This window comes from Paracoccus lutimaris, assembly GCF_003337565.1.
In the GTDB taxonomy this organism is placed as follows: domain Bacteria; phylum Pseudomonadota; class Alphaproteobacteria; order Rhodobacterales; family Rhodobacteraceae; genus Paracoccus; species Paracoccus lutimaris.
The window spans coordinates 1-19,876 of the sequence record NZ_QPJL01000014.1; the positions used below are offsets into that span (position 1 = coordinate 1).

Consider the following 19,876-nt stretch of genomic DNA (forward strand, 5'->3'; position numbering starts at 1 on the left):
CGCCACCCGCTACGACAAGACCGCCGAAAGCTTCCTTGGCTTCATCGATATCACGTCGATCCGCCTCTGGCTCCGCCATTTGTCAACATGACCTAGGGTAAAGGACGAATGCGCAAAGCATGGCGTTGGGCTTGTTTTGATCGAAGATATATATAATTCCCCTAGAGCGCTGCATGTTATTAAAGCAAAAAAACATGAGATAGATCATGAGCGCTGTAGTGCGTTTCTTGGTGCTGTCATTTCAAGAGACGGTCTGCAAAAAATTTCAATGTGGAAATAATCAGACTCGTAAGAGCGGAATAAACCATAGCTATACAAGATGGTGAACAGCAATGGAGGATGAGGCGAGGTATAGCCCGCCTCATTCAGTCCTTACATCGCGGCCTCGAACAGCGCGCGCGTATTCTCGCGCGTCATCTCGACCGGGTTGCCGCCGCAGGACGGATCCTCCAGCGCCATTTCGGTCATCTCGTCCAGCCGCGCGGCCTCGACCCCCATGGCGGTCAGGTTGGCGGGAATGCCCAGCTCGGCGCGCAGGTCCATGACCCGGGCACGGAAGCCGTCGAAGCCGCCCTTGATGCCCAGATAATCGGCGGCGCGGGTCAAACGCTCTTCGATCGCGGGACGGTTGAAATCCAGCACCATCGGCATGACCACGGCATTGGTGGTGCCGTGATGGGTGCCATAGATCGCGCCGACCGGGTGGCTCAGCGAATGGATCGCGCCCAGACCCTTCTGGAAGGCGACGGCGCCCATGGCGGCGGCGGCCATCATCTGCGCCCGCGCCTCAAGATCGGTGGGCACCGCATAGGCGCGGGGCAGGTATTCATTGACCAGCCGCAGCCCCTCCAGCGCGATGCCCTGGCTCATCGGGTGGAAGAAGGGGCTGCAATATGCCTCGAGGCAATGGGCGAATGCGTCCATGCCGGTGCCGGCGGTGATGAATTTCGGCATCCCCACGGTCAGTTCCGGGTCGCAGATGGTGACGGCGGGCATCAGCCTGGGGTGGAAGATGATCTTTTTCTTATGCGTCGCCGAATTGGTCAGAACCCCCGCGCGCCCGACCTCGGAGCCGGTGCCGGCGGTGGTCGGCACGGCGATGATCGGGGCGATCTTGCTTGCGTCGGCGCGGGTCCACCAGTCGCCGATATCCTCAAGATCCCAGACGGACACGGTCTGCCCGACCATCAGCGCGATCATCTTGCCCAGATCCAGCGCAGAACCGCCGCCAAAGCAGACCACCCCGTCATGACCGCCGGCCTTATAGACGGCGATGCCGGCCGCCATGTTGTGCTCGTTCGGGTTCGGGTCGACCTCGGAAAACACTGCGCGGCCAAGACCCGCAGCTTCCAGAATGTCCAGCGCCTGCGCGGTGATCGGCAGGCCGGCCAAGGCCTTGTCGGTGACCAGCAGCGGGCGGCTGATGCCCACGGCCTTGCAATGCTCGGCCAGTTCGGTGATGCGTCCGGCCCCGAATTTGATCGCGGTCGGATAGGACCAGTTTGCGCGCAGGCTCATTTCGTCACCTTCTTGAGATGGTAGGATTTGGGCCGGGTCACGGCCAGATAACCCAGATTGGACAGCGCGGCGCCGCGCCCGGTATCCTTGCAGCCGGTCCAGCACAGCGCCGGGTCCAGATAATCGCAGCGGTTCATGAAGACGGTGCCGGTTTCCAGACGCGCGCCCAGCTCGGCCGCCGCATCCGCATCCGCCGTCCAGACCGACACCGTCAGCCCGTAATCGCAATCGTTCATCAGCGCCACGGCCTCATCGTCATCCTTGACCGGCATGATGCCGACCACGGGGCCAAAGCTTTCCTCGCGCATCACCCGCATGTCATGGGTCACGTCGACAAGGACCTGCGGGGCCAGATAGGCGCCGCCGTCATCGGCGGGGAAGGCGGCGGGGTCGATCAGCGCGCGCGCGCCCTCGGCCACGGCATCGGCGATCTGGCCGCGCACGACTTCGGCAAAGCGGCGATTGGCCATCGGACCCATGGTGGTGTCGGCGTGATAGGGATTACCCAGTTTCTGCGCCATCACCCAGGCCACGGATTTTTCGACGAATGCGTCATAGAGGCTTTCATGGACATAGATCCGCTCGATCCCGCAGCAGCACTGGCCGCTGTTGAACATCGCCCCGTCCATCAGCCCGTCCACGGCGGCATCCAGATCGGCATCGGCGCGGACATAGCCGGGGTCCTTGCCGCCCAGTTCCAGCCCCGTGGCGGTGAATGTGCCCGCCGCCGCGCGCTCGATCGCCTGCCCGCCCTTGACCGAGCCGGTGAAGTTCACAAAACCGAAGCTGCGCTCGGCGATCAGCTCCTCGGTCGTCTGGTGGTCAAGGACGACATTCTGGAACACATCCGCCGGCACGCCGCCCTGATGCAGGGCCTCGGCCAGCCGCTCGCCGGCCAGAAGGGTCTGGCTGGCATGTTTCAGCACCACCGCATTGCCGGCGATCAGCGCGGGCACGATGGTGTTGACGGCGGTCAGGAACGGATAGTTCCACGGCGCGACGACAAAGACCACGCCCACCGGCTCGCGCCGGATCTCGCGCTGGAAACGGTCGCTGTCCTCGACCACGGTCGGGGCCAGCGCCTCGGCGGCGATGGCGGCCATATAGGCGGTGCGGTCGTTCACGCCGCCGAATTCGCCGCCATAGCGCACCGGGCGGCCCATCTGGCCGGCCAGTTCCTGCACGATCTCGTCCTTCATCGCGTTCAGCGCGGTGATGCCCGCCTGAACCCGGGCGATGCGTTCATTCAGGGGCAGGGCGGCCCATGCCGGCTGGGCGGCGCGGGCGCGGGCGACCGAGGCGCGGGCCTCGGCGCCGGTCAGGGGGGTCCGCTCGGCATAGACTTCGCCATCCGCCGGCGAGATCAGTCTGATCGTCTTGGTCATGTCGTCCTCATCTGGCCGGGTTCTCCGGCGAAATCCGTTCAGGCGCGTTCAAATCCGCGGGCAAGTTCCCAGTCGGTGACGACGCGGTTCTGCTCCTCAAGCTCCCATTCGGCTGCGCGCAGGTAATGGTCAATGACCTGATCGCCCATCGCGGCGCGCAACATGCTGGATGCGTCCAGCGCCTTTGCCGCCTCGCCCAGCGTCGCCGGGATCTGGCGCACGCTGGCCGCCGCATAGGCGTCGCCCGAAAACTCCGCTTCAAGCGCCAGTTTCTGTTCGATCCCGTCAAGGCCCGCGGCCAGCAGCGCGGCGCAGGCCAGATAGGGGTTCAGGTCGGCGCCGCCGATGCGGCATTCGACGCGGATGCCGCGCGTGTCCTCGCCGCAGACGCGGAAGCCTGCGGTGCGGTTGTCGACCGACCAGATCGCCTTGGTCGGCGCGAAAAGCCCGGTCACGAAACGTTTGTAGCTGTTGACGTAAGGCGCAAGGAAATAGGTCAGCGCCTGCGCATGGGCCAGTTGCCCGGCCAGATAATGCTGCATCACCTCGGACATGCCGCGCCCGCTGCCCGTGTCGTGAAAGGCGTTGCGCCCGTCCTTGAACAGCGACTGGTGGACATGGCTGGACGAGCCCGCCTTGCCATGGCGGTACTTGGCCATGAAGGTCGCGGACTGGCCATGCGCCTGCGCGATGTCCTTGGTCGCGGCCTTGATCAGCACATGCATGTCGGCCGTGTCCAGCGCGTCCGAATATTTGGCGTTGATTTCATGCTGCCCGGCCTCGGCCTCACCCTTGGAGCTTTCGACCGGGATGCCGGCGGCGTAAAGCCCGTTGCGCAGGGCCCGCATCACCGGCTCATCCGCCGAGGTGCCGGTCAGGGCGTAATCGACATTATAGCGCGCGGTCGGCACCAGCCCTTGATAGCCGTTGTCGAAAAGTTCCTTGTAGCCGGGCGAGAACAGGAAGAATTCCAGTTCCGTCGCCATCATCGGGGTATAGCCCATGGCCTCGGCCCGGGCGATCTGGCGGCGCAGCACAGAGCGCGGCGCATGGGGGACCAGCTCATGCGTGTGGTGGTCGCAAAGATCGACCATGCAGAAGGCCGTGCCCGGCGCCCATGGCATGCGGCGCAGCGTCGACAGGTCCGGCTTCATCACATAATCGCCGTAACCCGCCGCCCAGCTTGTCGACCGATAGCCCTGCACGGTGTTCATCTCGATATCCGTGGCCAGCAGATAGTTGCAGCAATGCGTTTCCTCGTGGTTCTCAAGGAAATGCGCGGCATGGAAACGCTTTCCCATCAGGCGGCCCTGCATGTCGACAAGGGCGACCATGACGGTGTCGATTTCGCCCGCCTGGACGGCGGCCTTCAGGGCGTCGAAAGTCAGATTGGCAGGCATGGGGTCACTCCGGGGAAAGGGGCGCGCCGGGAATGGCACGCCCCGCAATCAGCACATATGAGGATCAGGAATAGCGATAGGGCGGGCCGGCCTTTTCCATCGCGTCGTTATATTCCTTGATCTTGGCGACGACCTTGGCCTTGACCTCGGATTCGGCGGCGATCTCGTCCCAGAACTCCTTGGCGGCGGCCTCGACCGTGCCCCATTCCTCGGCCGGGATGGTGGTCAGTTTCATCTTGTCGCCGGTCACGCGCAGCTTGGCCTCGCCCGACCAGTACCAGTGCTGGCGATAGTAATGGGACTGGTCAAAGACGGTCTTCATCAGCTCGCGCAGATGTTCGGGCACTTCCTCCCAGCGTTTCTGGTTGGCAAAGAAATGCCCGATCCACGCGCCCGAGATGCTGTTCGTCAGGAAATGCCCGGTCGCGCCGGCCCAGCCGACGGTATAATCCTCGGTGATGCCGGACCATGCGACGCCGTCCAGCTCGCCGGTCTGCAGGGCGACCTCGATATCCTCCCATGGCAGGGTGACCGGGACGACGCCGAATTTCGTCAGGAAGCGCCCGGCGGTCGGGAAGGTGAAGACGCGCTTGCCCTGCAGGTCGGCAAGGCTGTTGATCGGCTGCTTGGTGGCAAAGTTGCACGGGTCCCACGACCCGGCAGAGATGTGCTGGATGCCCTGCGCGGCGTATTGTTCCTTCCAGATCTCATCCAGGCCGTAATGGTTGAACAGCGCCGGCACATCCAGAGAATAGCGCAGCGCAAAGGGGAAATAGCCGCCGAACACGGTCACTTCGGTCGGGCTGGCCATGCTGTCATCGTCGGATTGCACCGCGTCGATGGTGCCGTTCTGCATGGCGCGGAACAGCTCGGCCGTGGGCACAAGCTGGTCGGCATAGAACAGCTCGATCTCCATCTGGCCATTGGCGATCTTGTTGAAGGCCTCGATGGCGGGCTTGCAGACATGCTCGCCCAGTGCCGCGCCGGCATAGGTCTGCATGCGCCATTTCAAGGGTGCGCCCTGCGCGATGGCCGGGCTGGCCAGCGCCCCCGCACCGGCGGCAAGGGCGCCGTGGGTGATGAACTTGCGTCTGGTGGTCATTTTTTCATTCTCCCTGTTGGTGTTATTGTCCGTAGATCGAATGGGGCAGCCACATGGCGATGCCCGGGAATGCGATCACAAGCCCCAAGGTCAGCACCATGATCAGCACGAAGGGCAGGACCGAACGGTAGATGACGCCCAGCGTGAAATCCCGTGGCGCCATGGCGCGCATCAGGAACAGGTTGTAGCCAAAGGGCGGCGTCAGATAGGCGATCTGGCAGGTGATCGTGTAAAGGATGCCGTACCAGACCAGATCAAAGCCCAGGGACCGCGCCATGGTCACATAGATCGGCGCGACGATGACCAGCATCGCGGTGTCGTCCAGAAACATCCCCATGATCAGGAACGAGGCCTGCATCAGCAGCAGCACTTGCAGGGGCGTCAGGTGCATTTCCTGCAGGAACAGGTTCTCGATCGCGCGGCCCGCGCCCAGCCCGTCAAAGACCGCGCCAAAGCTCAGCGCCGCCATGATGATCAGCATGAACATGCAGGTGATGGCCAGCGTCTGGCGGGTCGCGACCTCAAAGACCTGACGGGTGAAACGGCCCTTGATGATGGCGGCGGCGACGGCGGCCAGCGCCCCCACGACGCTGCTTTCCGTCAGCGAGGTCCAGCCCTTGATAAAGGGGATCATCATCGCCGCAAAGATGACCAGCGGCAGCACGCCCGCGCGCAGCAGGCGGAAACGTTCGGCCCAGGTGATCTGGGCGCGTTCCTCGGCGGGCATGGGGGGCGCAAGGGCGGGGTTCATCCAGGTGCGGATCAGGATATAGACGATGAACAGCGCCGCCATCAGCAGGCCCGGCCCGATCCCCGCCAGCCACAACTGGCTGACCGGCTGGCGCGCGATCAGCGAATACAGCACCAGAACGACCGAGGGCGGGATCAGGATGCCAAGGCTTGAGCCGGCCTGAATGACGCCCGAAATCATCGGCTTGTCATAGCGGTGCTTGACCAGTTCGGGCAGCGCGATGGTGGCGCCGATGGCCATGCCCGCGACGGAAAGCCCGTTCATCGCCGAAATCAGCACCATCAGCAGGATCGTCCCGATGGCCAGCCCTCCGGGCAATGGCCCGAACCAGACATGGAACATGCGGTAAAGGTCCTCGGCCAGCCGGGATTCCGACATGACATAGCCCATGAAGACGAACATCGGCAGCGTCAGCAGCGCGTTCCACTTCATCACCTTCATCACGGCGGAAAAGCCCATGTCGGTGCCGCCCGGCCCCCAAAGCGCCAGTGCCGCGACCACGGCGACAAAGCCGATGGCGCCAAAGACCCGCTGCCCGGTGACCATCATCAACAGCATGGTCGAGAACATCAGGACCGCGATCCATTCGTAGCTCATCTGTCAACGTCTCCGGTGAAGGGGCGGTCGATCTCGATGCCGCGAATGATGGCGATGTCCCGGATCAGATGGGCAATGGCCTGCAGGATCATCAGCGCAAAGCTGACGGTGATGATGACCTTGATCGGCCATAGGGGCGGTCGCCAGGCGCTGGGGGCGCGTTCCCCGATCTGGAAGCTGTAGGCGGTGCTGTCCACCGCCCCCCACAGCATCACGCCCAGATAGAACAGCAGGCAGAAGATGGTGAAGATGTCCCATGCCGCCTGCCGCTTGATCGGCAGGCGCGCGTAAAGCAGGTCCATGCGCACATTGGCGCCCAGCTGCATCGAATAGGGCGCGCCCAGCAGGTAATAGGCGACCAGCGTGAACTGCGCCATTTCCAGCGTCCACAGCGCCGGGATCTTGGCGATCTTGGTGACCGAGGACCACAGCAGGATCGCCATGATCGCGAACAGCAGATACATCGCAAAGCGGCCCAGACGGTAATTCACCGCCTCGACGCCTTTCACATAGGAAATCGCCCAGTTCGGCATCATCCGACCTCATCCATGGCTGCCTTGATCGCGGGGGCAAGGCGGGCAGCCATGGCGGCCTGTGCCTTGGGCGTGGCGATCAGATCGTTGCGAATCTCCAGCATGGCATGGGGCAGGCCCAAGGGCGTCGCATGCCGTGCCAGCATATGCGCGACGCCGTCGGCGGCGCTGTAGGGTTCATTGAGCCGCGTCAGAAGCCCGGTCTTCTGCGCGCAGATGGCGCGGGCCAGCCGGTCGTCGGCATCGTGGATCAGCCCGAATTCGACCGCGCGCGGCTGGCCGAAATAGATGGGCGTAAAGCTGTGAACGGTGATCAGCACCGGGCTCAGCCCCTGCGCCAGGCGGCAGGCCAGCAGATCCGCCAGCGCGGCATGAAAGGGCAGGTAATGCGTCCGCGTGCGGGCCAGCCGCTCGGCCGCGTCCAGATCGACATTGCCGGGAATGTCGTGGATCTCGCTGCGCGCGGGCATGGCGCCGGGCGCATGGGGCGGGCGGTTCAGGTCATAGATCAGCCGCGAGGCCCGCGCATGGATCAGCGCCCCGTCCAGCGCCTGCGCCAGCCCCCGCGCCACACCCAGCGCGCCGGGATCCCAGGCGATATGGGCGCGGCGCTGGTCCTCGCTCAGCCCCAGCCCGTCATCCCATGGCGCCGGAAACGCGTTCGAGGCATGTTCGCAGACCAGAACCACGGCGCCGGCGGCGTCGCTGTTCTCGATCCCGAAGAATGGCGCGTCATCAGTCATTCCGGCCTCCTGCAAGAACAGGCTGGATCAAGCGGACCATGTCTGTCAATTATTTTTCAGTATAGGTTTTTCTGTTACGATCTTTACGGGGCCGACTCCGGCGCATCCCGATTTTCTGGCCAAAGGATCAGCACATGTCCGATGCCCCCACGCCCTCGGGCATGATCGAGGACCGGCTTGCCCAGCGGTTCGAGGCGCTGACCCCGGCCGAGCGCCTGCTGGCCGGGCACCTGACGCGGCACTATCCGGTGGCGGGGCTTGGCTCGATGCCGCAGCTTGCGCGCGAGGCCGGGGTCAGCACGCCCACGGTGTTGCGGCTGGTGCAAAAGCTGGGCTTTCGCGGCTATCCCGAGTTCCAGACCCAGTTGCGCGCCGAGGTCGAGGCGCGGCTGGAATCGCCCTTGTCCAAGCATGCGCGCTGGACCCATGGCGTGCCGCAGACCCATATCCTGAACCGCTTTGCCGATGCGGTGCTGACCAATCTGTCGGTGACGCTGGGTCGGATCGACCATGCCGAATTCGATGCCTGCGCGGCGATGCTGGCCGATCCGGCGCGGCGCATTTTCGTCACCGGCGGACGAATCACCCATGCGCTGGCCGATTATCTGGTCACCCAGCTTGGCATCGTGCGGGCGGGGGTGTCGCTGATGCAGGGGGTCTCGAACGCCTGGCCGCCGGCGCTGCTGGATCTGCGGCCGGGCGATGTGCTGATCGTCTTTGACATCCGCCGCTATGAAAGCACGATCCTGCAACTGACCGAACTGGCGGTCGAGCGCGGCGCCGAAATCGTGCTGATCACCGATCCATGGGTCAGCCCCATCGCGGCCCATGCCCGGTTCCGCTTTTCCGCGCAGATCGAGGTGCCCTCGGCCTGGGACAGTTCGGTGGCGCTGCTGGTGCTGGTGGAGACGCTGCTGGCGGCGGTGCAGGAACGCGACTGGCCCGAGACCGAGGCCCGCATGAAGCGTCTTGAGGAACTATACGACCGCGCCAGCCTGTTTCGGCGCGGCAAACCGGGCGACGGCCGCCGCCCGGCGGATTAACGCGTCCCGCCCTTAGTGGCAGCGGGCGGCATTCGCGCCCACGGCCTTCAGCCCCCAGGCGGTCATCTGCCGCACCAGTTCCTGCCCGGCGGCGTCAAAGGCCGGGATCAGGTCGGCGGTCTTGGTCGAAGGCGCCTCGGCCGTGGTGGCGAAATGCCCGCGCGAGACCACGGTCGCGTCCTCTTCACGCACCATCTGCGCATCCAAGGTCATCTTGATGACGGCGCCCTTGCCGACGACCTCGGCGTTGAAGTCGTTGACCTCGCTGAGGATGGCGTAATCGCCTGCGGTGCCCAGCGGCACCCGACCGACATGGGTGAAAACGTCATAGACGCCAAAGCCGCGCACCAGCAGCGTTTGCAGCGTCGTCGGCACGGTATCGCCCCAGCGCGCATCGGGCAGGTATTGGGTCTGCAACTCATTGGGGCGGACCATGATCCGGTCCGTGTCCAGCGTGCCGCGGGTCTTGGGCGGCTCGATCACCAACTCGGCCACGCGGCCCCGGCCGCATTTCAAGGGCGCGTCCGAGGGCGGGCGCAGTTCAAAGACATCGCGGTCGGGTTCGCCCTCAAGCGCCCTGAGGGCGCCGCAACCGGGCAGGGCCGCGGTCAGGCTCAGGGCAAGAAGGGCGGCGATGGGAAAACGCATCTTGGTCTCCTTGGGCATGGGGTCAGCGGCGGAATTCAGGGGCTTTCGGCCCCGAGAGGATGCGCGACGGGTTGCGCCGCAGCGAAGTCACCAGCGCGTCGATATTCTCGGCCACGCTGCGCAGGTCGCCCGCCAGCCGCGAATATTGCGGCAGCCCGTCGCGGGTAAAGGCGACGACATGGCTGCGGGCGCCGTCCAGCATGCCTTGCAGGCTGCCAAAGGCGCTGTCGGCGGATTCGGCGGCGCCCCGGATGTTGTCGATGATGCCGGGGATGTCGGTCACGACGGTGTCGATGGCGTCATTGGCCTTGCCCAGCGTCACCCGCAGATCAGAGGCGACGGGGCCGATCTCTTCGTTGATGATGCGGTCGGCGCCGTCAAAGGTGCGCGCGGCCGAACCCATCGTCTCCTTGGTGATCTCGATCAGCGGATCAGCATTGTCCAGCGTGGTGCGCAGGCGCGCGGCCAGCGGCGGCAGTTCCTCGCGCAGCGTGGCGGCGGAGTCATTGAGGTTGCCGGTCAGGGTTTTCAGGTCGCCGGCGATATAGCCGCGCGCCTCGTCCATTGTCGCGGTGGCCGAGGCCAGTGTGGTATCGGCATTGGTCGCGGTCTCGGTGAATTTGTTCAGCGTGGTTTCCGCGGTCTCCGACAGCGTGCCCAGCTTGTCGCCGAAGGCCTTGAAATCGCCCGCCGCATCGGCGATCGCCGTGGTCGCGCCGCTGACATCGTCCAGCGCCTTGTCCAGATTGGCGCTGGAATGCTCGACATTGGCGAGGATGTTGCGCACGCGGGTCTGGTTGTCGTCGCCCAGCAGGACCGTCAGCTGCTCGGCCACGGTATTCAGCCGCGAGATCATCTGCGGCCCCTCGTTGCTGAGCGTCTCAAGCACCGAGGCATTGCCCACGATCACCGGCGGGCGGCCATCCTCGCGCTTGAGCAGGGGGACGTTCGGCGTCCCCGAGGTGATGGCGACATTGGCCACGCCGGTCACGCCCTGAATTTCCAGCGCGGCGGTCGAGTTCTCGCGCACAGGGGTGTCCTCGTTCACCTCGACGCGGACGCGCACGACGCCGTTGTCGTCATCGGTCAGCACCATGTCGACGACCTTGCCCACGCTCAGGCCGGCAAAGGTCACCTCGGACGAGACGCCAAGCCCCGACACCTCGTTGAAATAGATGTCGTAATAGGCGAACTGGCGGTCCATCTCGAGCTTGGCGAACCACATCAGGAACGCCAGCAGGCCCAGAAAGCCAAGGATGGTAAAGGCGCCGATCAGGGCGAAATTGGCCTTGGTTTCCATATGCTACTCCTTGCCTTCGCGATCCGAGGCGGTCGCGGCACGGGCGCGGGGCCCGTGGAAATATTCATGCACCCAAGGATGATCGACCTCGAGCATCTCGGCCATGGTGCCGGTGGTCAAGACGCGCTTTTCGGCCAAGACCGCGATCCGGTCGCAACATGTGTGCAGCGTGTCCAGATCGTGGGTGACCATGAAAACCGACAGGTTCAGGGAATCGCGCAGCTCAAGGATCAGCCGGTCAAAGGCATCGGCTCCGATCGGGTCCAGCCCGGCGGTCGGCTCGTCCAGAAAGACAATCTCGGGGTCCAGCGCCAGCGCCCGCGCCAGACCGGCGCGCTTTTTCATCCCCCCCGAAAGGTCCGAAGGGTATTTGTCATTGGCAATCCACGGCAGCCCCGCCATCGAGACCTTCAGCTCGGCCAGTGCCGAACGCGTCTCGGGCGGCAGGTCGGGGACGGCGCGCAGCGGCACCTCGACATTTTCGCGCACATTGAGCGAGGAAAACAGCGCCCCGTTCTGAAACAGCACGCCCCAGCGTCGTTCCAGCGCCTCGCGCGCAGGGCCGGCCAGCTTGCTGACATCCTGTCCCAGAACCCGCACGGTGCCGGCGACGGGCCGGTTCAGCCCGACGATGGTGCGCAAGAGCACCGATTTCCCGGTGCCCGAGCCGCCGACCACGCCCAGAATCTCGCCCCGGCGCAGGTCCAGGTCCAGATTTTCATGCACCACATGGCGGCCGAACTGGTTCTTGATGCCGCGTACCTCGATGACGTTTTCGGTCATATCCCGATCTCCGAGAAAAAGATCGAGAAGAGCGCGTCCGCGACGATGACCGCGAAAATGGCGTTCACGACCGCGGTTGAGGTCTGCGCGCCCAGCGATTCCGCATCATTGCCGACCTTCATCCCGGCATGGCAGCCGATGATGCCGATGATCAGCGCGAAGACCGGCGCCTTGCTCAGCCCGACGATGACGTGGTTGACGTTGGTGTCGGCCAGCAGGCGGTATTTGAACATCGAGGGCGAGATGCCCAGCTCGATCCAGGACATCAGCGCGCCGCCCGCCAGACCGGCGATATCCGAGATCAGCCCCAGGATCGGCAGCGTGATCACCAGCGCCAGCACGCGCGGCAGGATCAGCACCATGTCCGGGTCCAGACCCAGCGTGCGCATGGCGTCGATTTCCTCGTTCATCTTCATCGAGCCGATCGAGGCGGTCAGCGCCGAGGCCGTGCGCCCGGCGACGATGATCGCGGTCAACAGGATCCCCAGCTCGCGCAGGACGGCGATGGCGATCAGATCGACGACAAAGATCTCGGCCCCGAAGCGCTGGAGTTGCGAGGCGCCCTGAAATGCCAGCACCACCCCGATCAGAAAGGACATCAGCGCCACGATGGGCACGGCGCGCAGCCCGGTTTCCTGACAGTGATAGACCAGCGAGGTAAAGCGGAAATCGCGCGGATGCCGGATCGAGCGCAGGATCGCCGACAGGAAGCGGCCCAGATATTCGGCCAGCTCGCGCAGGAAGCTCAGGCTGGAAAAGACCTTTCGCCCGGTATTTTCGCAGATCGCGCGCCAGCCGGTCGGCTCGGGCGGGATGGTTTCGGGCTGGGGGCGGGCGGCGCGGACCGTGTCCAGAAACCCGGCCTGCGCCGTGCTCAGCCCCTGCAGGGTGACCCCGTCCCGCTCGCGCCCGGTCAGATAGGCGGCGGCGGCGGTGTCCAGCCGGCCGACGCCCGACAGGTCGATGGTCTTGGCGCTGGCGGCCTCGGCGGGCAGCTTGTCCAATGTCCAGATGATGAAGTCGCCGCTGAGCCGCAGCGCGCCGTCGGTGACGGTCGCGGTCAGTTCAGGCGGGGCGGGCGGACTGGCCATGAATATCCTGACAATGATTACAGGTGTTTTGTCTGGAGAATGCTCAGACTTGTCAAATACGTTATGTGACCGCCCTAGCCGGGCGGGCCGCGCATCAGCCGCACCGGCTCGGTCCGGGCCAGACGCAGGACATGGGACATATAGGGCTGGTGCAGGTCCTCGGTGCGTAGGGCGGCGTAGAGGCGGCGCAGCACCCCGTTCCGGCCCAGGGGCAACAGCGCCAGTTCGGAATTGGCCGCCTGTGCGCGCAAGACCCAGTCGGGCATCACCGCCACCCCGCGCCCCGAGGCGATCAGCATCAGCGCGATGGCGGTCTGTTCGACCTGCCGGACATGCGCGGGCTCGACCCCGGCCTGGTCCAGAAACTGCGAGAACACGTCCAGCCGCGCCCGCTCCATCGGATAGGTGATCAGCGTCTCGCCGGCCAGATCGGTGGGCTCGGCATAGCCCTTGGCGGCCAAGGGGTGATTTGCTGCGACCACCATGGTCGGGGCATAGTCGAACAGCGGCTGAAAGGTGACGCCGGCGATTTCCTCGGGGTCCGAGGAGATCACCATATCGACCTGACCGCGTTGCAGCGCCGGCAGCGCCTTCAGCGCGAGGCTGGAGCGGATGTCCAGATCGACCTCGGGCCAGGCGCGGCGGAACTGGTCCAGCACCGGCAAAAGCCAGTCATAGCAGTGATGGCATTCCATCGCGACATGCAGCCGCCCGGCGCGGCCCAGCTCGACGGCGCGGAACTCGGCCTCGGCGGCATCGATCAGCGGCAGCACCTGCGTGGCGGTGCGCAACAGCCGCATTCCCGCCGCCGACAGTCGCAAGGGCTTGGTCTTGCGCAGGAAAAGCTCGACCCCGGCCTGTTCCTCAAGCGCCTTGATCTGATGGGACAGCGCCGATTGGGTCAGGTTCAACACCTCGGCGGCGCGCGCCAGCCCGCCCTGATCATGGATGGCGCGCAGGCTGCGCAGATGGCGAAGTTCGAGGTGCATCTTGAGGGATCCTCATGACGATCTTGAAGATTATGAATTTGTCTCACGTCGCGGGACATGTCACAAGCGGCTCGCGAAAGGACTTAGTCATGACCATTGCCGTTACCACCCCCGCCGTCAGCTTTGAATTTTTTCCGCCGCGTAACCTGGACCAGTCCTTCCGCCTGTGGGAGACGGCCCGCGCGCTGGCGCCGCTGGGCCCGGATTTCGTCTCGGTCACCTATGGCGCGGGCGGCACCACGCGCCAGCTGACCCATGAGGCGGTCACCGCGCTGGCCAGCCATTACGGGCTGAACGTCGCCGCACATCTGACCTGCGTCGATGCCACGCGCGAGGAAACCCTGCAGATCGTCGCCGATTACGCCGCCGCCGGCGTCAATGAGATCGTCGCCCTGCGCGGGGACGCGCCGCAGGGGCAGGAGCGTTTCACCGCCCATCCCGACGGCTTCGCCAATTCGGTCGAGCTGATCGAGGCCATTGCCGCGCGCGGTGACATGACCATCCGCTGCGGCGCCTATCCCGAGCCGCATCCCGATAGCGCCGATACCGCCGCCGATGTGGCCTGGCTGAAACGCAAGGTCGATGCCGGTGCCTCGAGCGCGATCACGCAGTTCTTTTTCGACCCCGAGACCTATTTCCGGTTCCGCGATTCCTGCGTGGCGGCGGGGATCAATGCGCCGATCCTGCCGGGCATCCTGCCGATCCAAAGCTGGGCCGGCACCCGCCGTTTCGCCGAGCGCTGCGGCACCGCGGTTCCGCAATGGGCCGAGGACGCCTTTGCCGCCGCCGGCAAGGAGGGCGAGGCGCAGCTGGCGCTGGATGTCTGCGTCAAGCTGTGCGAGCGGCTGGTCGCCGAGGGCGTGGACCGGCTGCATTTCTATACGCTGAACAAGCCCGAGCTGGTTCTGAAGGTCTGCGCCGCGCTGGGGATCGCCCCCAAGGGCGACATTTCGCAGGTCGCCTGAGCGATTGCTGGCTGCGGCAGATCTTGACAAAGACCGGTTCTGACGGCGGCCCCTTGGGTCGCCGTTGTTGCGTTTACGGCGCGCCGGTTCGGGGCAGTGATATCTCACTGCTCACTGCTCACTGCTCACTGCTCACTGCTCACTGCTCACTGCTCACTGCTCACTGCTCACTGCTCACCGCTCACCGCTCACAGGCTATTGTCGTCGTCTGGCCCGGCGCTGGTCCGGGTGTTCACTGGCGAGGCGGGATGCGTCCTGTGACCGGTCATCCTCGGGTGACGGGGCCATGATGATATCGGGGTCCAGCGGATCGGCCTCCGGCGCCGGGGGGGTGTCGGGTCTGTCTGCGGCAAGTGGCGCAGCCGATGCGGCGGGGGCGGACTCGGCCGGGGTCTTTGCAGGCTTGCCCTTGCGCGGAATGCGCGCTCGGCGGTGCGGACGCTCGGGGGCGGCATCGGCCAATGCGCCGGCCAGAAGCGCGGGACCGGTATAGGGGCGCGGGACCGAGGGGTGCAGCACCTCGGACGGATCGGCCCCGGCAAGGCGGGGCGCGCGGGCCAGGAATGCCTTGCCCCAGTTCCGCCATGAGCCGACCGAGGGCGCGGTGGCATCGCGCGGGAAATGCGCGGCCCAGCCCGCCGGCAGCGGCAGGCCAAAGCTTTCGGCCCGCGACATCATCCAGACCAGCGGGATATTGGCCAGCGGCCGGGCATATTCCAGCCCGGTCAACTGGCCGCCCACATCGGGGTGGCAACCGCGAAACCACATCTGTTCGACCCGCCCGCCCGAGGTGTCGCTGTCCCACAGAAGTGGCCGAAAGGCCGCGCGGGTCTCGTCCAGCGCCAGCGCCTGTACGCCATGCTCGACCTCGGCCCCCAGATGGCTGTCGTGAAAGCGAAAGCGCGGCTCGGTCAGCATCCACAATAGCGGCAGCCGCAGCCCCAGCGCCGTCACCGTGTCAAAAACCCCGATCATGCGGATCGGCACGCTGGCATGGCACAAGGCCGGGTCCAGCCGCTGCTTGCGGCCATGCTTTCGGCCGCCCATGCGATAGAGTTCCCACGCTTTCTGGATATTGGCGCGGCTGGCATGGGCGGGTTTCAGCAGCCCGACATGGCCGATCATCCCCGCCAGCGAGCGCACGCCAAATGCGCCGCGCGAATAGCCGAAAAAGAACAGCGGATTGCCCGGCCGCCATTCGCGCGCCAGCCACGCATAGGCGGCGCAGATCGCGCGTTCCAGCCCCACACCCATGGCAAGCTGGGGCAGCTCGCGCCACGCATCCCATTGCTGGCCGGGTTCATAGTAAAGCCGGACCGGCGCGGGCAATGCCCCATATTCCCCCGAAAGCAGCGCCCGGATGCGCGCAATCGAAGACCTTCGCCCCTCGGTCAGCGATGCGAAGGTTCCATCCAGCAAAACGGCCTGGCAAATAGGCGGCGGTAGCGATTCCATGCCTCACGCTAGCATGGAATAGCGAACGGTCGATTAATGCCTAGTCAAGTGCGTTCACGGTCAGGTGTGCCATCTGGCCAAAGCCGTTGAAGCGGGTATTCGTCACCGTCGAATAGGCCCCGGCGCCGTGGAAGATGACGTAATCGCCTTCCTGGATATTGGCGGGCAGGGCCAGTTCGCCCGGCAGGCGGTCCACGGAATCGCAGGTCGGGCCAAAGATGACGCGGGGCATGGCCTCGTCCTCGCGCGGGGTGCCTTCGGGGGTCAGCACCTCCAGTCGGTCGAGATTGCCGATCATCGGCAATTCGAACAGCCCGCCATAGACGCCGTCATTCAGGAAGATCCCGGCGCCATCGCGCACGGCCTTGACCCGGGTGATCAGCGCGAAAGCGTCGCCACAGATGCCCCGGCCCGGCTCGCAGACCAGTTCCGGCGCGTCGTCGCCAAAGGTCGCGGCGGTGGTGCGGCCGATCAGTTCAAAGATCGCGGTCAGGTCCGGTTCGACCCCGGCCACGCGATGCGAGGGGAAGCCGCCGCCCACGTTCAGCCGCCGGGCGCGCACGCCGGCCATGTCGCAGATATCCCTGGCTGCGGCGATATAGGCCTCCCATGCATGGGGGTCGACGCATTGCGTGCCGGGGTGGAAGGTCAGCGACGGGATATAGCCGCGATCCGCGACTGCGCGCAGCAGTTCCGCCGCCAGTTCCGGCGAGGCGCCGAATTTCGAGCCGAAATCATAGGCCGCGCCCAGAACCGGCAGCTTGAAGCGGGGCGAGATCTCGCAGCCTTCGGCGGGGACGCGGGCGAAGAGCTTTTCCAGTTCCGAATGGCTGTCCACCGACCATGCCTTGATGCCGGCCTCGACCGCATGGGCGATCTCGGCGCGCGAGCGCACGGGGTTGTGGTAATGGCGCGCGGCATCGGGGGCGAGACGGCTGATCAGGTCGATCTCATAGGGTGAGGCCACGTCGAAGCCCCTGACGCCGGCGGCGGCCAGCGTGCGGATCACCGCCTCGTCGGGGTTCGACTTGACGGCATAGGTCACAAGACCGGGGAAACCTTGCAAAAACCGCTGCGCGGTGGCGCGCAGGACAGAGGGGGCGAAAACCATCACCGGATTCTCCGGCGCAAGGCTGCGGATGATTTCGGCGGGGTTGGCCCAGACGGTCTTGGGGCCGCGGCCCTCGGTCAGTCCCATCGGCATTATGTCCTTTCAGTTCGGGGGTCGGAGAATGAAAACGAGTCTGCGCCCTATGAGTTCCGATTGAAGCAATGAAAAGGGTGGAAATGGCCGTGGCGCTGGTTAATATGACGAATATCTCGTCGATATGACAGGTGAACGGGTGGACGAACTTGACCGGGGCATTCTGGCCCATCTGGCGCAGGATGCGCGCATGTCGGTGGCGGTTCTGGCGCGGCGGCTGAAGGTTGCGCGATCCACCGTGCAGGCCCGGCTGGAGCGGCTCGAAACCTCGGGCGCCATTGCCGGATATACCTTGCGGCTGGGCGATTCGGCGCGTGAGCATCGCATCCGCGCCACCTGCCTTTTGACCATCGAGCCACGCGCCCAGGCGGCCATCCTGACCCGGCTGCGCAGCCTGCCCGAGGTCGAGCGCATCCATACGACCAGTGGCCGTGTCGATCTTTTGCTGCAATTGGCCGCCACTTCGACCAGTCAGCTTGACGATGTGCTGGATCAGATTGGCGGTCTGACCGGCGTCAAGTCCAGCGAAAGCCTGATCCACCTGTCGACCAAGCTGGACCGCGCCACCTAGGCGTTGTCGGCGCGCAACAGCGTGACCAGCGTGTCGCCATATTTGCGCTGGTCGATCCGGGTCGTGCCGGCGACGGGGGCGGGGGGCGTCGATTCCTCCCAGACCACGATGCCGCCGGGGGCAAGCCAGCCGCCCGAGATGACATCGGCCATGGCCTTTTCGCCCAAGCCCTTGCCATAGGGCGGGTCCAGAAACACCAGCCCGTAGCCCGCGCCGCGATTTTCGCCCAGCCGGGTGGCGTCGCGGCGCCAGACATCGGTGACGCCCATGGCGCGGGCTTTCTCGATATTGGTGCGCAAAAGCGCCCGCGCCGCCACGCCGTCATCGACAAAGGCCACGCGGGCGGCGCCGCGCGACAGCGCCTCAAGCCCCAGCGCGCCGGTGCCGGCAAACAGGTCCAGAACCCTTGCGCCGGGGACCGGATTGCCATGGGTGCCGTTGATCAGCAGGTTGAAGATCGCCTCGCGCACGCGGTCGGTGGTCGGGCGCAGATGCGCCGCGGGATCGCCCGCGCCGACATCCGCCAGCTTCAGCCCGCGCAGATTGCCGCCAACGATACGCATCACATCAGCGCCTTGAGGTCGGCGGCCCCGGCGACGGCCTCGGGCGATGGGGATTTGCCGCCCTCGATCAGGCGCTTGCCGATCATATAGGCGCGGGCGTCGTTCAGCGCGTCGACCGCGATCAGCCGCCCCTTGCGGAAATACCAGACCGAGCCGGAATGCGCCCCCGTCCCCGGTCGCATGACGACCTGATCATAGCCGGCATTCAGCCCGGCGATCTGCAGCTTGGCGTCGAACTGATCCGACCAGAACCACGGCTTTGGGATGTAGTCGGCCCCGGTGCCAAGGATATTGGCGGCGACGGCCTCGGCCATGTCGATGGCATTGCCGACACTTTCCAGCCGCATCCGCCCGCCCGGAACAGTGAAACTGGCGCAATCCCCCGCCGCCCAGATCGCCGGGTCCGAGGTCCGGCCCTGCGCATCGGTGGCGATGCCGTTCTCGATCGCCAGCCCTGCCGCCTCGGCCAGCGCGGTCTCGGGGCTGATGCCGATGCCGCAGGCGACCAGATCGGCGGGCAGGTGGCGGCCATCGGTCAGTTCGACCCCGTCGGCGGCATCGGTGCCGGTGATGCGGGCGATGCCGGCGCCTTCGATGATTTCAACGCCGTGATCGCGGTGCAGATCGCGGATCATGTCGGCGGTCTCGGGCGCGGCGACGCGGCCAAGGATGCGGGGCGCGGCCTCGACCAGCGTGACCTCAAGGCCCAGCTTGCGGGCGACGGCGGCGGCTTCAAGCCCGATATAGCCGCCGCCGATCACCACCAGACGGCGACCGGGCAGCAGCATGGGTTTCGCGGTCTGGATATCGGCGATGTTGCGCACCACGTTGACGCCGTGCAGGTGCCCGCCCATGGCGGCGGGCAGGCGGCGGGGCGCCGCGCCCAGGGTCAGCGCCAGCGCGTCATAGGCATGGCTGCCCTTGTCGGTGGTGACTGTCCGGCGCGCGCGGTCGATCCCGGTCACACGCTCGCCCAGCCGCAGGTCGATGCCGTTCTCCGCCCACCATTCCGGGGCACGCAGCGTCAGCCGCTCTTCGTCCATCTCGCCCAGCAGATAGGCCTTGGACAAAGGCGGGCGCTGATAGGGGGCAAGGGGTTCCTCGCCGATCACGGTGATCCCGCCCTTGTGCCCCAGCGCGCGCAGTTTTGCCGCCAGCGAGGCCGCCGCCTGTCCCGCGCCCAGGATCACGATGTTCATTTTCTGCCCTCGCTGGTCTGCCTGCGCGCCGCAGCC

Annotated in this window: 19 protein-coding genes and 1 pseudogene; 4 read left to right on the plus strand and 16 right to left on the minus strand. The window is 65.7% G+C overall.

The features are described 5' to 3' along the window. Window positions 1-91 (plus strand): annotated as a pseudogene (locus DFP89_RS12945) (IS5/IS1182 family transposase); the annotation flags it as partial. Window positions 92-372: 281 nt separating this feature from the next. Here the strand turns inward: DFP89_RS12945 and DFP89_RS12950 are convergent. The 7 genes from DFP89_RS12950 to DFP89_RS12980 form a co-directional block, all read right to left on the minus strand. Beyond that, window positions 373-1,518, minus strand: a complete 1,146-nt coding sequence (locus tag DFP89_RS12950) for an iron-containing alcohol dehydrogenase (RefSeq protein WP_114349818.1) — start codon at window positions 1,516-1,518, stop codon at window positions 373-375. Continuing rightward, window positions 1,515-2,903: an aldehyde dehydrogenase family protein gene (locus DFP89_RS12955; protein WP_114349819.1), complete on the minus strand. Its 1,389-nt coding sequence runs from the start codon at window positions 2,901-2,903 to the stop codon at window positions 1,515-1,517. Before DFP89_RS12955 ends, DFP89_RS12950 begins: the two co-directional genes overlap by 4 nt. Before the next feature lie 38 nt (window positions 2,904-2,941). Then, the gene (locus DFP89_RS12960) at window positions 2,942-4,303 is read right to left on the minus strand and encodes a glutamine synthetase family protein (protein WP_114349820.1); all 1,362 of its coding nucleotides are present in this window, start codon (window positions 4,301-4,303) and stop codon (window positions 2,942-2,944) included. A gap of 64 nt (window positions 4,304-4,367) precedes the next feature. Beyond that, entirely contained in the window at window positions 4,368-5,405 is a 1,038-nt protein-coding gene (locus DFP89_RS12965) for a TRAP transporter substrate-binding protein (RefSeq protein WP_114349821.1), read from the minus strand. A 22-nt stretch (window positions 5,406-5,427) separates the two neighbouring features. Continuing rightward, window positions 5,428-6,753, minus strand: a complete 1,326-nt coding sequence (locus tag DFP89_RS12970) for a TRAP transporter large permease (protein WP_114349822.1) — start codon at window positions 6,751-6,753, stop codon at window positions 5,428-5,430. Then, complete coding sequence (locus tag DFP89_RS12975; protein WP_114349903.1) at window positions 6,750-7,286, minus strand: TRAP transporter small permease subunit; 537 nt, start codon at window positions 7,284-7,286, stop codon at window positions 6,750-6,752. The genes DFP89_RS12970 and DFP89_RS12975 overlap by 4 nt, the downstream gene beginning before the upstream one ends. Beyond that, window positions 7,286-8,029, minus strand: coding sequence for an N-formylglutamate amidohydrolase (locus tag DFP89_RS12980; protein ID WP_114349823.1), 744 nt, complete (start codon window positions 8,027-8,029; stop codon window positions 7,286-7,288). Before DFP89_RS12980 ends, DFP89_RS12975 begins: the two co-directional genes overlap by 1 nt. A gap of 161 nt (window positions 8,030-8,190) precedes the next feature. Between DFP89_RS12980 and DFP89_RS12985 the strand changes: the two genes are divergently transcribed. Next, on the plus strand, window positions 8,191-9,072 hold the full coding sequence (locus tag DFP89_RS12985) for a MurR/RpiR family transcriptional regulator (protein ID WP_181870337.1): 882 nt from the start codon (window positions 8,191-8,193) through the stop codon (window positions 9,070-9,072). A 12-nt stretch (window positions 9,073-9,084) separates the two neighbouring features. Here the strand turns inward: DFP89_RS12985 and DFP89_RS12990 are convergent, their stop codons facing one another. From DFP89_RS12990 to DFP89_RS13010, 5 genes are all read right to left on the minus strand, one after another. Then, window positions 9,085-9,720, minus strand: a complete 636-nt coding sequence (locus tag DFP89_RS12990; RefSeq protein WP_114349904.1) for an ABC-type transport auxiliary lipoprotein family protein — start codon at window positions 9,718-9,720, stop codon at window positions 9,085-9,087. 22 nt (window positions 9,721-9,742) lie between these two features. Further along, window positions 9,743-11,020 (minus strand): MlaD family protein, encoded by a 1,278-nt coding sequence (locus DFP89_RS12995; protein ID WP_114349825.1) that lies wholly within the window; start codon window positions 11,018-11,020, stop codon window positions 9,743-9,745. A gap of 3 nt (window positions 11,021-11,023) precedes the next feature. Beyond that, a complete protein-coding gene (locus tag DFP89_RS13000) occupies window positions 11,024-11,803 on the minus strand; it encodes an ABC transporter ATP-binding protein (RefSeq protein ID WP_114349826.1) in 780 nt (259 codons plus the stop codon). Next, entirely contained in the window at window positions 11,800-12,894 is a 1,095-nt protein-coding gene (locus DFP89_RS13005) for an MlaE family ABC transporter permease (RefSeq protein ID WP_114349827.1), read from the minus strand. Before DFP89_RS13005 ends, DFP89_RS13000 begins: the two co-directional genes overlap by 4 nt. Window positions 12,895-12,968: 74 nt before the next feature. Further along, window positions 12,969-13,883 carry a LysR family transcriptional regulator gene (locus DFP89_RS13010; RefSeq protein WP_114349828.1) on the minus strand — a complete coding sequence of 305 codons (915 nt, stop codon included), beginning with the start codon at window positions 13,881-13,883 and terminating at the stop codon, window positions 12,969-12,971. An 89-nt stretch (window positions 13,884-13,972) separates the two neighbouring features. Here DFP89_RS13010 and metF point away from each other — a divergent pair, with 89 nt between their 5' ends. Further along, entirely contained in the window at window positions 13,973-14,848 is an 876-nt protein-coding gene (gene metF / locus DFP89_RS13015) for a methylenetetrahydrofolate reductase [NAD(P)H] (protein WP_114349829.1), read from the plus strand. A 195-nt stretch (window positions 14,849-15,043) separates the two neighbouring features. Here the strand turns inward: metF and DFP89_RS13020 are convergent, their stop codons facing one another. Continuing rightward, complete coding sequence (locus tag DFP89_RS13020) at window positions 15,044-16,267, minus strand: DUF2235 domain-containing protein (protein ID WP_245948727.1); 1,224 nt, start codon at window positions 16,265-16,267, stop codon at window positions 15,044-15,046. Between the two features lie 76 nt (window positions 16,268-16,343). Beyond that, window positions 16,344-17,501, minus strand: a complete 1,158-nt coding sequence (locus DFP89_RS13025; protein ID WP_114349905.1) for a type III PLP-dependent enzyme — start codon at window positions 17,499-17,501, stop codon at window positions 16,344-16,346. A gap of 145 nt (window positions 17,502-17,646) precedes the next feature. Here DFP89_RS13025 and DFP89_RS13030 point away from each other — a divergent pair, with 145 nt between their 5' ends. Further along, window positions 17,647-18,078, plus strand: a complete 432-nt coding sequence (locus tag DFP89_RS13030; protein ID WP_114349831.1) for an Lrp/AsnC family transcriptional regulator — start codon at window positions 17,647-17,649, stop codon at window positions 18,076-18,078. Here the strand turns inward: DFP89_RS13030 and rsmD are convergent. Both rsmD and DFP89_RS13040 read right to left on the minus strand, forming a co-directional pair. Further along, a complete protein-coding gene (rsmD, locus tag DFP89_RS13035; RefSeq protein ID WP_114349832.1) occupies window positions 18,075-18,641 on the minus strand; it encodes a 16S rRNA (guanine(966)-N(2))-methyltransferase RsmD in 567 nt (188 codons plus the stop codon). The two genes, DFP89_RS13030 and rsmD, sit on opposite strands and share 4 nt — an antisense overlap. Beyond that, window positions 18,641-19,840: an NAD(P)/FAD-dependent oxidoreductase gene (locus DFP89_RS13040; protein ID WP_114349833.1), complete on the minus strand. Its 1,200-nt coding sequence runs from the start codon at window positions 19,838-19,840 to the stop codon at window positions 18,641-18,643. Before DFP89_RS13040 ends, rsmD begins: the two co-directional genes overlap by 1 nt. Window positions 19,841-19,876 lie beyond the last annotated feature (36 nt).